The sequence below is a fragment of the Streptomyces koelreuteriae genome (assembly GCF_018604545.1).
Lineage (GTDB): Bacteria > Actinomycetota > Actinomycetes > Streptomycetales > Streptomycetaceae > Streptomyces > Streptomyces koelreuteriae.
Genome location: NZ_CP075896.1, coordinates 2,561,363 through 2,575,050, shown reverse-complemented (window position 1 = coordinate 2,575,050; position 13,688 = coordinate 2,561,363). Strand labels below are relative to the sequence as shown.

Annotated in this window: 12 protein-coding genes; 7 read left to right on the top strand and 5 right to left on the bottom strand. The window is 71.7% G+C overall.

What is annotated here, in order from left to right:
- Positions 1–150: 150 nt before the first annotated feature.
- From KJK29_RS11190 to KJK29_RS11180, 3 genes are all read right to left on the bottom strand, one after another.
- On the bottom strand, positions 151–1,263 hold the full coding sequence (locus tag KJK29_RS11190; protein WP_215118566.1) for a HAMP domain-containing sensor histidine kinase: 1,113 nt from the start codon (positions 1,261–1,263) through the stop codon (positions 151–153).
- Positions 1,260–2,000: a response regulator transcription factor gene (locus KJK29_RS11185; RefSeq protein ID WP_215118565.1), complete on the bottom strand. Its 741-nt coding sequence runs from the start codon at positions 1,998–2,000 to the stop codon at positions 1,260–1,262. The genes KJK29_RS11190 and KJK29_RS11185 overlap by 4 nt, the downstream gene beginning before the upstream one ends.
- A gap of 135 nt (positions 2,001–2,135) precedes the next feature.
- Positions 2,136–2,813, bottom strand: a complete 678-nt coding sequence (locus KJK29_RS11180) for a spermidine synthase family protein (RefSeq protein WP_215118564.1) — start codon at positions 2,811–2,813, stop codon at positions 2,136–2,138.
- 579 nt (positions 2,814–3,392) lie between these two features.
- Between KJK29_RS11180 and KJK29_RS11175 the strand changes: the two genes are divergently transcribed.
- Complete coding sequence (locus KJK29_RS11175) at positions 3,393–4,196, top strand: rhomboid-like protein (protein ID WP_215118563.1); 804 nt, start codon at positions 3,393–3,395, stop codon at positions 4,194–4,196.
- Positions 4,197–4,208: 12 nt separating this feature from the next.
- Here KJK29_RS11175 and KJK29_RS11170 read toward each other — a convergent pair whose 3' ends face one another.
- Positions 4,209–4,859 carry a GNAT family N-acetyltransferase gene (locus KJK29_RS11170; RefSeq protein ID WP_215118562.1) on the bottom strand — a complete coding sequence of 217 codons (651 nt, stop codon included), beginning with the start codon at positions 4,857–4,859 and terminating at the stop codon, positions 4,209–4,211.
- Positions 4,860–5,035: 176 nt separating this feature from the next.
- On the opposite strand from KJK29_RS11170, the gene lon reads away from it, so the two are divergent.
- Both lon and KJK29_RS11160 read left to right on the top strand, forming a co-directional pair.
- Positions 5,036–7,459, top strand: a complete 2,424-nt coding sequence (lon, locus tag KJK29_RS11165; protein ID WP_215118561.1) for an endopeptidase La — start codon at positions 5,036–5,038, stop codon at positions 7,457–7,459.
- Between the two features lie 175 nt (positions 7,460–7,634).
- Complete coding sequence (locus KJK29_RS11160) at positions 7,635–8,129, top strand: MarR family winged helix-turn-helix transcriptional regulator (protein WP_215118560.1); 495 nt, start codon at positions 7,635–7,637, stop codon at positions 8,127–8,129.
- Between the two features lie 28 nt (positions 8,130–8,157).
- Here the strand turns inward: KJK29_RS11160 and KJK29_RS11155 are convergent, their stop codons facing one another.
- Entirely contained in the window at positions 8,158–8,943 is a 786-nt protein-coding gene (locus KJK29_RS11155) for a protein phosphatase 2C domain-containing protein (RefSeq protein ID WP_215118559.1), read from the bottom strand.
- A 368-nt stretch (positions 8,944–9,311) separates the two neighbouring features.
- Here KJK29_RS11155 and KJK29_RS11150 point away from each other — a divergent pair, with 368 nt between their 5' ends.
- The 4 genes from KJK29_RS11150 to KJK29_RS11135 are packed head-to-tail and all read left to right on the top strand — an operon-like array spanning position 9,312 to position 13,675.
- Positions 9,312–12,107 carry a nitrate- and nitrite sensing domain-containing protein gene (locus KJK29_RS11150; RefSeq protein WP_251057760.1) on the top strand — a complete coding sequence of 932 codons (2,796 nt, stop codon included), beginning with the start codon at positions 9,312–9,314 and terminating at the stop codon, positions 12,105–12,107.
- A complete protein-coding gene (locus KJK29_RS11145) occupies positions 12,104–12,628 on the top strand; it encodes a roadblock/LC7 domain-containing protein (RefSeq protein WP_215118557.1) in 525 nt (174 codons plus the stop codon). The genes KJK29_RS11150 and KJK29_RS11145 overlap by 4 nt, the downstream gene beginning before the upstream one ends.
- Positions 12,625–13,047, top strand: coding sequence for a DUF742 domain-containing protein (locus KJK29_RS11140; protein ID WP_215118556.1), 423 nt, complete (start codon positions 12,625–12,627; stop codon positions 13,045–13,047). Before KJK29_RS11145 ends, KJK29_RS11140 begins: the two co-directional genes overlap by 4 nt.
- Positions 13,028–13,675, top strand: coding sequence for a GTP-binding protein (locus KJK29_RS11135; protein ID WP_215118555.1), 648 nt, complete (start codon positions 13,028–13,030; stop codon positions 13,673–13,675). Before KJK29_RS11140 ends, KJK29_RS11135 begins: the two co-directional genes overlap by 20 nt.
- The last annotated feature ends 13 nt before the right edge of the window (positions 13,676–13,688 follow it).

Genomic DNA, 13,688 nt, shown 5'->3' with positions numbered 1-13,688 from the left:
CTTGAAATGGCGGGAAACAAGCGTGGTTCCGCTTAGGGAGGGAAGGGGGGAGCGGCACCCGGGGCGCCGACGGCGCGGGTCTGTGCCTGATCACACGTGTCCGTCAGCGCGGACGCCCGTGGATCTTGAGGCTCCGCTTCGAACTTTACGTCAACTTGGCAGAGAGGGAAGCCCTGGAAGAGTGACAAGAATCCGGCAACCTCGCTCGGATTCGGCCACTCCGATCCGACCGCCGTGCAGATCCACCGCCCAGCGGGCGATGGCGAGGCCGAGACCTGTGCCGCCGTCGCTGCCCGGGCCCTGCGGCCGCTTGGCGCTGCCGCGGTTGAACCGCTCGAACACCCGGTGCCACTCGGACTTCGGAATGCCGGGTCCCTCGTCCAGGACCTCCAGCTCCAGCGACTCCGGCAGCGCCCCGCGCCGCGCCTTGACCGTCACCCGGCCGTGCGGCGGGCTGTGCTTGACCGCGTTGTCGATGAGGTTGGCCACGACCTGGTGGATGCGCTCCGGGTCGGCGTGCGCGGTCAGCTCCGGCGGGGAGACGTCGAGGTGCAGATGGACGTCCGTACGGGTGTGACTGCCCGAGCCGGTGGCGATGCCCGCGCGCACGGAGGCGACCATGTTGGCCTCCTTCAGCACGCCCGACAGATACGGCCACACCTCGAAGCGCCGCTGTTTCAGCGGTACGACGCCGTTGTCCAGGCGGGACAGGTCCAGCAGCGTCTCCACCAGCCGGCCGAGCCGCTCGGTCTGCTTCAGGGCCGTGCGCATCGTCTCCGGGTCGGCCTGGGTGACGCCGTCGACGATGTTCTCCAGCACCGCGCGCAGCCCCGCGATGGGCGTGCGCAGCTCGTGCGAGACATTCGCCACCAGCTCCTTGCGCTGGCGGTCCTGGGCCTCCAGCTCGTCGGCCATGGCGTTGATCGTCACCGCAAGGTCGCCCAGCTCGTCACGGCGGTTGTCCCGCACCCGGCGGGTGTAGTCGCCCTGTGAGATGGAGCGGGCCACAGCGGTCATCTCGTCCAGCGGCGCGGTGAGCGAATGGGCCACGAACTGCGTAATGAGGAGCGTGGCGATCATCGAGAAGACCGTGATGAAGCGCAGCTCCGTCTTCGTGTGCACCGCGATCACCGAAAGGCCTGTGGTGATCAGCACCGAGATGACGACCAGCGCGCCCAGCTTGGTCTTGATCGAGAACGGGCTCACCCCGCCCCAGGGTTCCGGCTCCCCGGGGTTTCTCCGTGCGGCCGGCCCGCCGCTCATGGCGTCGGGGTCTCCAGGGCGTAGCCCACACCGTGCACGGTGCGGATCCGCTCGGCGCCGATCTTCCGGCGCAGCGCCTTGATGTGGCTGTCGACGGTCCGGGTGCCGGAGGCGTCCGCCCAGTCCCAGACCTCGGCGAGCAGCTGCTCGCGCGAGAGCACCGCGCGCGGGGTGTTCGCCAGACAGACCAGCAGGTCGAACTCGGTCGGGGTGAGGTGAACATCCTCACTGCGCACCCGCACGCGCCGCTGCGCGTGGTCGATCTCCAGCTCGCCGAGGCGCAGGATGCCGCTGCGCGGCGTCGCTGCGGCCAGCGCGGCCCGCTCCACACGGCGCAGCAGCACGTGCACACGCGCCGCCAGCTCCCGCATCGAGAACGGCTTCGTCATGTAGTCGTCGGCGCCGACGCCCAGACCGACCAGCATGTCGGTCTCGTCGTCGCGCGCGGTGAGCATCATCACCGGCACCGGCCGGGCGGCCTGCACACGCCGGCAGACCTCCAGACCGTCGAAGCCGGGCAGCATGATGTCGAGGATCAGCAGGTCGGGCTGCCAGGCCTCGGCCGTGTCGACCGCCGCCGGACCGTCGCCCGCCGTTTGCACGAGGAACCCCTCGGCGCGCAGGCGGGTCGCGATGGCGTCCACGATCGTGGCGTCGTCCTCGACGACGAGAACCCGGCGCTGTGCACCCGGGCTGGCCGTCGCCGAACCGTTGTGGGAGGTCTGTGTCTGCTCCATCGCCCGCCCCTGGGGTGTGCTTTCCGGAATCAGTGGGGTGATTCCTTCTGACTGGCTGTGCCTGCGCATGGTTGCGATTGACGCTTGAATGATCGGCGTCAGAGGAGCAGCGTACGGGGAGTCAGCACGCCTTTGCTATCCAGGGCGGATGCCGAGGTGCACGACGTCGGGAACGCCCCGGGCAACCGGGATCTCTTCGGTACGCACCCGCTGGAACCCGGCATTCCGCAAGGTTTCTTCGAATTCCGGAGAGGGCTGGGCGGACCAGACGGCGAGTACCCCACCGGGTCTCAACACCCGCGCGCAGCTTGCCAGTCCGGCCTGCGAGTAGAGATTTCCGTTGCCCTCCGTGACAGTCCAGCCGGGGCCGTTGTCGATGTCGAGACACAGGGCGTCGAACGTGTCGGATGTCTCATTGACGTAGGTCACGAGATCGGCTTCGACGATTTTCGCGCGAGGGTCGGCCAGAGCCTCGGCGGAGAACACGGAGAGCGGGCCGTCGAGGTGCCATTCGACGATCGCATGCTCGCGTTCCACGACCGCGATCCCTCCCCAACGGGGGTCCGCCGCCGCGTGGGCCAGGGAGAAGCCGACGCCGAGCCCGCCGATCAGCACGTCCGGACGGTCCCGGCCCTCCAGCGCGTCCAGGGCCGCGTCGACCAGCCGCCGCTCCGAGCGGCCGTCGGAGGTGTCCATCAGGAAACAGCCGTTGGCGATGATCTCCAGCCGGTCTCCGTGCCGCCGCAGCACGACCTCGCCGTGCGGGCCCTCGCGACGGTCCAGTACATCGGGAAGGTCGTTCGAGGTGGGCATCGGAACATCCTGGCAGGTGCGGGGTGCCGGGCGCCAAGCATTACGGAGCGGGCGCGGCGGACGAGGTGTGCGGCAGGGAGTGGTGCGGCGGGCGGGTGTGCGGCAGGGAGTGGTGCGGCGGACGTCGTGTGCGGCGGAGGCGGGGGCGGTGCGGAGTGGCGGCTTGGACGCGGTGTGCGGCGTGGAGCGGGTGCGGCGGACGAGGTGTGCGGCAGGGGGCGCGGCGGGCGGGTGTGCGGCAGGGAGTGGTGCGGCGGACGTCGTGTGCGGCGGAGGCGGGGGCGGTGCGGAGTGGCGGCTTGGACGCGGTGTGCGGCGTGGAGCGGGTGCGGCGGACGAGGTGTGCGGCAGGGGGCGCGGCGGGCGGGTGTGCGGCAGGGAGTGGTGCGGCGGACGTCGTGTGCGGCGGAGGCGGGGGCGGTGCGGAGTGGCGGCTTGGACGCGGTGTGCGGCGTGGAGCGGGTGCGGCGGACGCCGTGCGCGGCTCTCGGGTTGCTGTGAATCGCCTCTCGCGTGGCGCCGGTCACAGACAGTGGGGTAGGTGTACGCGAAGGCTGGGGCCTGACGGAAGGAGCGCCCGTGGCGGAACGCACCGCGCCGCCCGACGAGACGGCTGTGACGGCGCCGACGGGCGCGCCCGTCTCCGATACGCCGGGGCTGCTGGACGGGGTTCCCCGGCAGCGGGGCCCGCGGGAGAGCGTGGACGCGGGCGTACGGGAATCCCTCCCGGTGCGGGAGCCGCGGCTCCGGGTGCCGCTGCGGCCCTGGCGGTTGGTGCCCACGCCCACCGGCACGCCCTTCACCTTCGGGTACGCGGTCGTCCTCTGTGTCACCTCGCTGATCTCCGCCTACGCGGACCCCGCGCTGGTGCACGCCCTGCTCCAAGGCTCCAGCACCGATGTGGCGCATCTGGTGCGGACGCCGGAGCTGGTGCTGATCGGCAGCGCGCTGTGGGTCGCGGGCGGGGTGGCCTCGCCGTTCACGATCGGGTTCGTGCTGGTGCTGACCGCCCTGGAGCGGCGGATCGGCGGCCTGCGCACGGCCGGTGTCTTCCTGCTCGGGCATGTCCTCGCCACTCTGGCGACCGAGGTCCCGGTGGGGCTGGCGGTGCTGGCCGGGCATCTCCCCGACAGTTCGCTGCACCGGCTCGACTACGGCGTCAGCTTCGGTGTCGCGGCCGGCACCGGCGCCCTGGCCGGTCTGCTCTCCCCCTGGCTGCGCGTGCCCCTGCTGGCCGTCTTCGGCGGGATGCTGCTCCAGGACCTCCTCGCCTTCACCGACCCGATGACGAACTGGGGCCATCTGATCGCCCTGGCCATCGGCATCGCGACCTGGCCGGTGCTGCGGCGGTGGGGCGCGAAGCGCGCCCGTGCCGGGAGCTGAGAGCGAGGCTCGTCAGGCCGGCGTGACGTCGTGCCTGGCACTGGTCAGCAGTGCCGTCGCCTCCCAGCCCAGTGCCTCGTAGAGCCCTCGTCCCGCAGGGGTCCCGGACAGGACGCCGGTGCGTGCCCCCTGCTGGAAGGCGGCGTTCTGCAGGGTCCGCATGACGAGGCTGCCGAGCCCTCTGCGGCGATGCCCGGGTGCCGTCTCTATCTGGTCGGCGACGGCGGTCGCGCCCGTCGGGGCGATCTGGCCGCGCGCCGCGAGGGAGCCGTCCGGCGCGGCGACCAGGACGCGCGTGACCCCGCCGCGTGACCAGGTCCGCAGCCGGTAGCCGTCGGGCACGTCCGGAACGTCGTCCGCCGTCAGGGGAACCGTCATCAGATAGCCGGGCTCGGGGTCGATCCACCAGCTCTCGTCCAGCCAGCCGGCGACCACCGAAGGATCCTGGAACGCCTTCAGCCAGACCGCGTCCCCGGTCACGTCGCCGGCCACCTTGCGCACGGTCGACTCGTCGAGATTCCCGCCCGTCGCGCCGAACACATGGCGTGTGACGTGGCCGAACGCCCCCACGTCGATCGTGCAGCCCCAGGGCTCGGCCACCGGTGGAGCCGCCCCGCGCGACACGACCCATCCGTCCACCCATGCCCGCACGGTCGCTTCCACGCCGCCCCCCAAGTAATAGTCACTGATGCCCTTTATCTATTACGGGAGTGACCTTACGCGCCCGGCCTTCTCTCGTGTCACAAGTGATCGCTCACAGCGAACGGCGGTGGGGGAACATCCGGCGGCTCCCGTGCATTGAGTCGGCATAGCTCAACTTGACTGCCGAAGGGGAGATCATGGCTGCTGAGTCCAAGGCGTTCACACCGCTCACCCTGCCCGTGCTGCCGCTCGACGGTGAGGTCGTGCTGCCCGGAATGGTGGTCCCGCTGGATCTGAGCGACTCCGAGGTCCGTGCCGCGGTGGAGGCCGCTCAGGCCGCTGCCAGGTCAACGCCGGGGAAGCCCCGGGTACTCCTGGTGCCGCGGATCGACGGGACCTACGCGAACACCGGTGTCCTCGGCACCGTCGAACAGGTCGGCAGGCTCGCCGACGGCGACCCGGGCGCGCTGATCCGAGGCCGGGACCGGGTGCGTATCGGGGCGGGGACCACGGGCCCCGGTGCCGCCCTCTGGGTCGAGGGCACCCGTCTCGAGGAGACCGTCCCGGAGCCGCTGCCCGGCCAGGTCGCCGAACTGGTGAAGGAATACAAGGCCCTCGCCACCGCATGGCTGCGGGGTCGCGGAGCGTGGCAGGTCGTCGACCGGGTCCAGGCCATCGACGACGTCCCGGCGCTCGCCGACAACTCCGGCTACTCACCGTTCCTGACCACCGACCAGAAGATCGAACTGCTGGAGACCACCGACCCGGTGGCCCGGCTGAAGCTCGCCACCCAGCAGTTGCGCGACCACCTCGCCGAGCAGGACGTGGCCGAGTCCATCGCCAAGGACGTCCAGGAGGGCGTCGACAAGCAGCAGCGCGAGTTCCTGCTGCGGCGTCAGCTGGAAGCCGTCCGCAAGGAGCTGCGCGAGCTGAACGGCGAGCAGGACGGTGAGGAGTCCGACGACTACCGCGCCCGTGTGGAGGCCGCCGACCTGCCCGGACACGTCCGCGAGGCCGCCCTCAAGGAGGTCGACAAGCTGGAGCGGTCCTCCGACCAGTCCCCCGAGGGCTCCTGGATCCGCACCTGGCTCGACACGGTCCTGGAGATGCCGTGGAACGAGCGCACCGAGGACGCCTACGACATCCAGGGCGCCCAAGCCGTCCTCGACGCCGAGCACGCGGGCCTCGAGGACGTGAAGGAGCGGATCACCGAATACCTCGCGGTGCGCAAGCGGCGTACCGACCGGGGCCTCGGCGTGGTCGGCGGGCGGCGCGGCGGCGCCGTGCTCGCGCTCGTGGGACCGCCCGGCGTCGGCAAGACCAGCCTCGGCGAGTCCGTCGCCCACGCCATGGGCCGCAAGTTCGTGCGCGTCGCCCTCGGCGGTGTGCGCGACGAGGCCGAGATCCGCGGTCACCGGCGTACGTACGTGGGCGCGCTGCCCGGCCGGGTCGTCCGGGCCATCAAGGAGGCCGGGTCGATGAACCCGGTCGTGCTGCTCGACGAGATCGACAAGGTGGGCTCGGACTTCCGGGGCGACCCGGCCGCCGCCCTCCTCGAAGTCCTCGACCCGGCGCAGAACCACACCTTCCGGGACCACTACCTGGAGGTGGAGCTCGACCTGTCGGACGTGGTCTTCCTGGCCACCGCCAACGTCCTGGAGGCCATCCCGGAGGCGCTGGCCGACCGGATGGAGATCGTCCGCCTGGACGGCTACACCGAGGACGAGAAGGTCGTCATCGCCCGCGACCACCTGCTGCCGCGCCAGCTGGAGCGGGCCGGGCTCGGCGCCGACGAGGTGACCGTCGACGAGGGCGCGCTGCGCAAGCTCGCCGGTGAGTACACCCGCGAGGCGGGCGTCCGGAATCTGGAGCGCTCCGTCGCACGGCTGCTGCGCAAGGTCGCGGCCCAGCACGAACTGGGCGAGCGGAAGCTGCCGTACACCGTCACGGACGGGGATCTGCGCGCACTGATCGGCCGGCCGCACCACGTGCCCGAGTCCGCGCAGGACCCGGCGGAGCGGCGGACGTCGGTGCCGGGTGTGGCGACCGGGCTCGCGGTGACGGGAGCGGGCGGTGACGTGCTGTTCGTGGAGGCGTCGCTGGCCGACCCGGAGACGGGCGCGGCCGGGCTGACCCTGACCGGCCAGCTCGGTGACGTGATGAAGGAGTCCGCGCAGATCGCGCTGAGCTTCCTGCGCTCGCGAGGCGCCGAGCTCGAACTGCCGGTGGCCGATCTCAAGGACCGGGGCGTGCACATCCACTTCCCGGCGGGCGCGGTCCCCAAGGACGGCCCCAGCGCCGGCATCACGATGACCACGGCCCTCGCGTCCCTGCTGTCCGGGCGGCTGGTCCGCACGGACGTGGCGATGACCGGCGAGGTCTCGCTGACCGGGCGGGTCCTGCCGATCGGCGGCGTGAAGCAGAAGCTGCTGGCCGCGCACCGCGCCGGGGTGACCACCGTGATCATCCCCAAGCGCAACGAACCCGACCTGGACGACGTCCCGGCCGAGGTGCTGGACCGGCTCGACGTCCACGCCGTGACCGACGTCCGCCAGGTCCTGGAGCTGGCGCTCGCGCCCGCGACGAACGGGGCGACGCCGGAGGTTCCGGTCGCGGCGTGACGGGCGCGGCCGGATAAAGGAGGCCCGGGCTCTCGTGAGGGAGGCCCGGGCCTTCACCGTGTGGCGGCCCTGTGTACGAGTACGCCGTGACCTGCGGAATACTTGCCGAACTGCGGTGATGACGGCAGGTGACGGAAAATTCCAGTACGGGGCGAGAACCGAGGCAGGGGCTGACGTGCAGGACAACGGGAACGGCGACGGGCCGGGAGGCGAATCCGCGCTGGCCGCGAGCGGTGTGGACCAGCCCGCCTTCCTCGCGCTGGAGCGTGAGCTGACCGTGCTGCTGCGGCGTGCTCGGGCCAACCAGGGCGAGATGGCCCGCGAGGTCCACCCCGACCTGGAGTCCTCCGCGTACGGGCTCCTCGTCCGGCTCGACGAGTGCGGCAACCAGCGGGCCACCGAGCTCGCCGGCTACATCGGCGTCGGCAAGGCCACCATGTCCCGCCAGCTGCGCGCCCTGGAGGAACTGGGACTGGTCGCGCGCGAGCCCGACCCCGCCGACGGACGCGCCTGGCTCGTCGCCCTCACCCAGGAGGGCCACGACCGTGTCCGCCGGGTGCGGGAGGCCCGCCGCGCCCGCTACGCCGGCCGCCTGGCCGACTGGGACACCCACGAGGTCACGGAACTGGCCCGGCTGCTGCACCAGCTCAACCGCGGCATGGAGAAGTGACCACGGCACCCGGGCCCCGGCCCCGCGCCTAGAACTCGACGAAGACCACCGTCGCGTCGTCATGCGTCTTGCTCCGGCCCAGGAACGTCCTGGCGGAGTCCCCCCGCTCCAGCGCCCGAACGCGGTCCACCAGCGCCTGGGGTCCCTCCTTGCGCAGGAGGTGGAAGCAGTCCGTCCAGTCGCCCTCCTCGAACCGCTCCACCCAGCGGCCGGCGCCGTCCGTGAGGGCGGCCAGGGCGCGTACCTCGTGGCGGGGCACGGTGCCGGTCACCGCCCGCGCGGCCACCGAGGGGTCGGCGGCCGCGGTGAAGAAGCCGCCCTCCTTGTTGCGGACCGTGGAGTCCACCAGCGCGTCCGTGGCCAGGGCCGACCGGGGGAGGAGGGAGAGGCGGTCGTCGAGGACGGGCGTCACCACGCCGTCGGGGGACTCCAGCAGAAGCGCGGAGTCCGAGAGCACCAGGTACTCCACCGTGGCCGGGGTCCAGCGGGCGATCACCACCGTGGCCTGCGGAGTCCTGGGGTGAGAAAGGTCACAGGTTGCGGCGTGCGCCTCGGAGGTACGCGCGATGGCGCGGGACAAGGCGTCGACCAGGGGAGCATCCGGGAGTGAAACGGTCAGTTCGGTCAGAGCTCCGCCGAGGCGTGCGGTGAACCAGGGGACGGAATGCAGACAGCCCGTCCCGTCCTTCGGTGGCGTGACGCCGTCCAGGACGACGACCGAACCGCCCTGTCCGGAGGCCGGTAGTCCGACACTGGCGAAGTCCTCGTTGGGGCGGTCGGCGTCTCCCGGCTCCGAGGCGAGTTCAGTACGCATCCAGCCAGTCTGCACGAGCCCTTCACAAGGGTCGCAAAAGGCTGGCAATGGTTGCGAGATCACTGCCGCAACGCAGGTCAGACGCCTGTTTTGGGATGGAATGATTTGTTCCGGGAAGGCGTGGTGGCGAATACTGCCACCGCCCGCCTCCGGCGTCCAACCGGCGTGCCGCGCACGGCCGCTGCAAGGGCCAGCGGAACTTGCCCCTCAACTCTCGTCCGGGGTTCACTCCTTCGGGTGGCGGGTCAGGTGATGCGCGTGCGCTGCCCACCGGCGCTGGGAGGGTCGGGAAATGTACCGGGAGTACGCGCCAGTTGACGGAACGTCACCCGGGCCCATGGGTTCACGAGTCAGGAATGCGAGCACCGGTGCAGAAGACGCGGCCTCGTCGTACAGGCAAGCAGACGGCCCCCGCTCAGGGCGCTGAGCCGACGCCCCCCACCGGCAAGGGCCGCCCCACGCATGTACGCAACCGGCTCATCGTCGCCGTGGCCGTCGTCGCCGCGGCCATCGCCGGTGCCGGCACCCCGTCCGTCCTGGCGGCCTCCGGGCAACTGCACGACTCCCAGGAACTGGTGACGCTCGCCGAGCAGACGCAGGACGCCCTCGGGCTCGCGCACTCCCTCGCCGACGAGCGGGACGACGTCACCTCCTACATAGCGGCCGGCCGCCCCAAGTCCAAGGCCCCCTCCGAGCAGCGCAGCGCCCGCGTGGACCGGCAGGTCGAGGAGTTGCGGGCCGACACCGACACACCCGCCTCGCTCCGTTCGGACCTCGACGACATCGCGGCCGTCCGGCGGGCCGCGCTCACCGGCAAGAGCAGCGCCCTCGAAGCGCACCAGGCGTACTCCACCTCCATCACCCAACTCCACCGGCTCGCGGAACGACTGGCGCAGCAGACGCCGCCCCGTGCGGGCGCCGGCGCCTACGCCCGGGCCGAGCTGGACTCCGCCGTCCAGCAGGCCGCCGCGGCCCGCGGGCTGCTGCTCGCCGCCCTCAGCGTGCCGCGCGGCGAGACGGTCACCGACCCCGTCACGGGCCTGCCGGCCGAGAACTCCTCCGACGCCGGCACCCGGCAGCGCGACGCCCTGAGCGCCGCCGCCCAGCAGGCCCGGCTGCGCTCCGACGCGGCGCTGGCCGACTTCCGCGACACCGCGCCCAAGGAGTCCCGCACCTCCTTCGACTCCACGGTCACCGGCACCGAGGTCAACTCCGCCGAGAAGTACCTCGCCGCCCTCACCGGCCAGCCGACGCTGTCCGGGGACGAGCTCTCCGTCAACACCAAGCGGCTGGACGCGGCCCTCTCGGCCCGGGTCGACCTGATGCGCGGCGTGGAGTCCGCCCTCTACGACCGGAGCACCAAGGACCTCGAGGCGCTGCGCGACGACGACGTCACCGCGCTGGAGATCCGCATCGCCGTCCTCGGCGCCCTCATGCTGCTCGCCGTCGGCGTCGCCACGGGCATGGCCCGCAGCCTCACCCGGCCCCTGGCGGTCCTGCGGCTGGGCTCGAAGCGCCTCGCCGAGGCCGAGGACCCGGCGGCCGAGGAGCCGGTGAAGTTCACCGGCCGCAACGACGAGTTCGCCCAGGTCGTCCGCTCCGTCAACGCCCTGCACGCGCACGCGGCCGGCCTCACCGAGCGGATCACCACGCTGGAGTCCGACCGCAAGCACCTCGTCGGCCAGCGCCAGAAGATGGCCGACGCGCGCGAGGAACTGCGCGGCGAACTCGCCGAGTCCGTCGCCCAGCTCGAGCGGGTGCGCACGGCCATCGGCGGTACGTTCGTCAACCTCGCGCTGCGCACCCTCGGACTGGTCGAGCGGCAACTGGCCGTCATCGAGAACCTGGAGGAGCGCGAGCAGGACCCGGACCGGCTCGCGACCCTCTTCAAGCTCGACCACTTCGCGACGGTCATGCGCCGGCACAGCGAGAACCTCCTGGTCCTCGCCGGCACCGAGCACGTCCAGCACGCCGCCGGGCCCGTCCCGCTCGTGGACATCGTCCGTGCCGCGGTGAGCGAGATCGAGCGGTACGAGCGGGTCCGTATCGCCGCGCTGCCGCCGCACGCGCACATAGCCGGATTCGCCGCGGACGACCTCTCCCACCTGCTGGCCGAACTCATGGAGAACGCCACCTCGTTCTCCCCGCCCGACCTGCCCGTCGAGGTCTCCGGCTGGCTGCTGGAGAACGGCGAGGTCATGCTCTCCGTCCAGGACGAGGGCATCGGCATGACCGAGGACCGGCTGGAGCGCCTCAACTCCCGCCTCGCCGACTTCGACCCCGAGGCGCCCTACGACCAGGAGGGCGAGGACGGTCTCGGCCTCGGCCTGTACGTCGTGGCCCGCCTCGCCCACCGGCACGGGGTGCGCGTGCAGTTGCGTGAGCAGAAGCAGGGCGGTGTCGCGGCGGTCGTCGTCCTGCCCCGCAACCTCTTCGCTGCCGCCCCGCACACCGCCGTCCCGGCCTCCGGCCCGCTCTCCGGCACGACCCACACCGTCTCCTTCCCGGGCGCCGACGCCGAGGCCAACTCCAACGTCCTGCACGGCCGCGCCGGCGGCGGGGACCCCTTGGTGGCACTGGCGGAGAAGGCGGTACGGCGGGACGAGGCAGCCGAGCACCCGGAGCCCAACGCAGAGGTTGCCGAGCACCCGGAGCCGACGGCGGCGGACGTACCGGACGTACCGGTGGCACCGCCGGAAACCCCTGCAGAGACCACGATGGAGCTGCTGCTCCCGGCGCCGCAGCCGGACCCGGAGCCGACGCAGCACGAATCCGCGGCCGCCGACGGCGATTTCGCCCCGCAGGGGCCGCAGGCACAGGACCAGGAAACCCGCACGGGGGGTGCGGGTGGGCACGACAGCGCCGACGGCGAAGCCGAGGCCGACGTGGAGCACGAGCGTGTCACCGACAAGGGCCTCCCCAAGCGCACCCCGAAGGTCACCGCCCAGACCACCGCCCCGCGCCAGCGCAGCGGCTCCGTGGACGCCGAGGCCCTCCGCCGCCGGCTCGGCGGCTTCCGCCAGGGTGCCCAGGCCGGCTACCGCGAGGTGGAGGCGGAGATCGCCGAGCAGACGGCCTCGCACAAGCGGCCGGTCACCGGCACATCAGGACCAGCTGTATCCGAAGAAGCCACGGGGGGCACAGCCGAGGAGGCAAGCAGTTGACCGCTCCCAGTACCTTCGGACTGATCGGGCTGAGCAGTGAGGCCCGCAACCTGCACTGGCTGCTGACCAACCTCGTCGAGGAGGTACCCGGCATCCAGTCGGTCGCGGTCGTCTCCTCCGACGGACTGCTCCTGCTCTCCTCCGACGACCACCGCAACCGGCAGGCCAGGGAAGCCCTGCAGGCCCGCGGCACCAAGCGGACCGGCCCGCGCGGCTCGGCCGCCGACCTGGCCACCATCGTCTCCGGCATCGGCAGCCTCACCGTCGGCGCCGCCAAGCTGATGGACTTCGGCGGGGTCCGGCACACCATGGTCGCGATGGACGAGGGCAGCCTGTTCGTGATGTCGATCAGCGACGGCTCGCTGCTCGGCGTCCACGGCTCCGCGGAATGCGACATGAGCGTGGTGGCGTACCACATGGCCCTGTTCGTCGGCCGCGCCGGCCATGTCCTGACGCCCGAACTCCGCAGCGAGCTCCGTAGTTCCCTGGAGCGGTCCCAGACGACGGGGAGTGCCCGATGAGCAGTACGCCGAAGCATCACCTCCCGGTCCGCGGCGGTGACCGCAAACCCGCCCGGGTCCGCCCCTACTCGCTCACCGGCGGCCGCACCCGCTTCGGCCACGTCCTCCTGGTGGAGACGTTCGTGGCGAGCACGGCCGCGCTGGAGGCCCCGGAGGAGCGCAAGGAGCTGACGAACGGCTCCCTCTCCACCCGGGTGATGCCGGAGCTCCAGGCCATCGTCGAACTGTGCCGCCGGATGCGTACGGTGGCCGAGATCGCCGCGCTGCTGAAGATGCCGCTCGGCGTGGTCCGCGTGCTCCTCAGCGACCTCGCGGACCAGGGAAAGATTCGTGTGTACGGCACGGGAACCGGCCACGGCACGGGCCGCCCGGACCGGGCTCTGCTGGAAAGGGTGCTGAGTGGACTCCGTCGTCTCTGACGCCGCTCACGGCGTCTCCGCAACTTCCCCGTTCGTCCAGCCCGACGCGAGCATGCACGCCTGGGAGACGGACCGCACCCGCGCACCCATCGCCACGAAGATCGTGGTGGCGGGCGGCTTCGGCGTGGGCAAGACCACCCTGGTCACCGCCGTCTCGGAGATCACGCCTCTGCAGACCGAGGCGCTGATGACCGAGGCGAGCGAGGCCACCGACGACCTCACCGCCACACCGGGCAAGAGCACCACCACCGTGGCCATGGACTTCGGGCGCCTCACGCTCGACGACGACCTGGTGCTCTACCTGTTCGGCACGCCGGGCCAGCAGCGGTTCTGGTTCATGTGGGACGACATCGTGCGCGGTGCGATCGGCGCAGTCGTCCTGGCCGACACCCGCCGGCTGAAGGACTGCTTCCCGGTACTGGACTACTTCGAGAGCTCCGGGCTGCCGTACGTGGTCGCGGTGAACCACTTCGACGAGAGCGAGCTGTTCGAGCCGGAGGATGTGCGGGAGGCCTTGACCATCCCGCGACACATACCTGTCATGATCATGGACGCGCGTCGCCGGATCTCCGTGATCGAGACCCTCCTGGCCCTGGTGGGCCACGCGCTCGACGAAACCCCCGAGTAGAGGACAGCCCCGC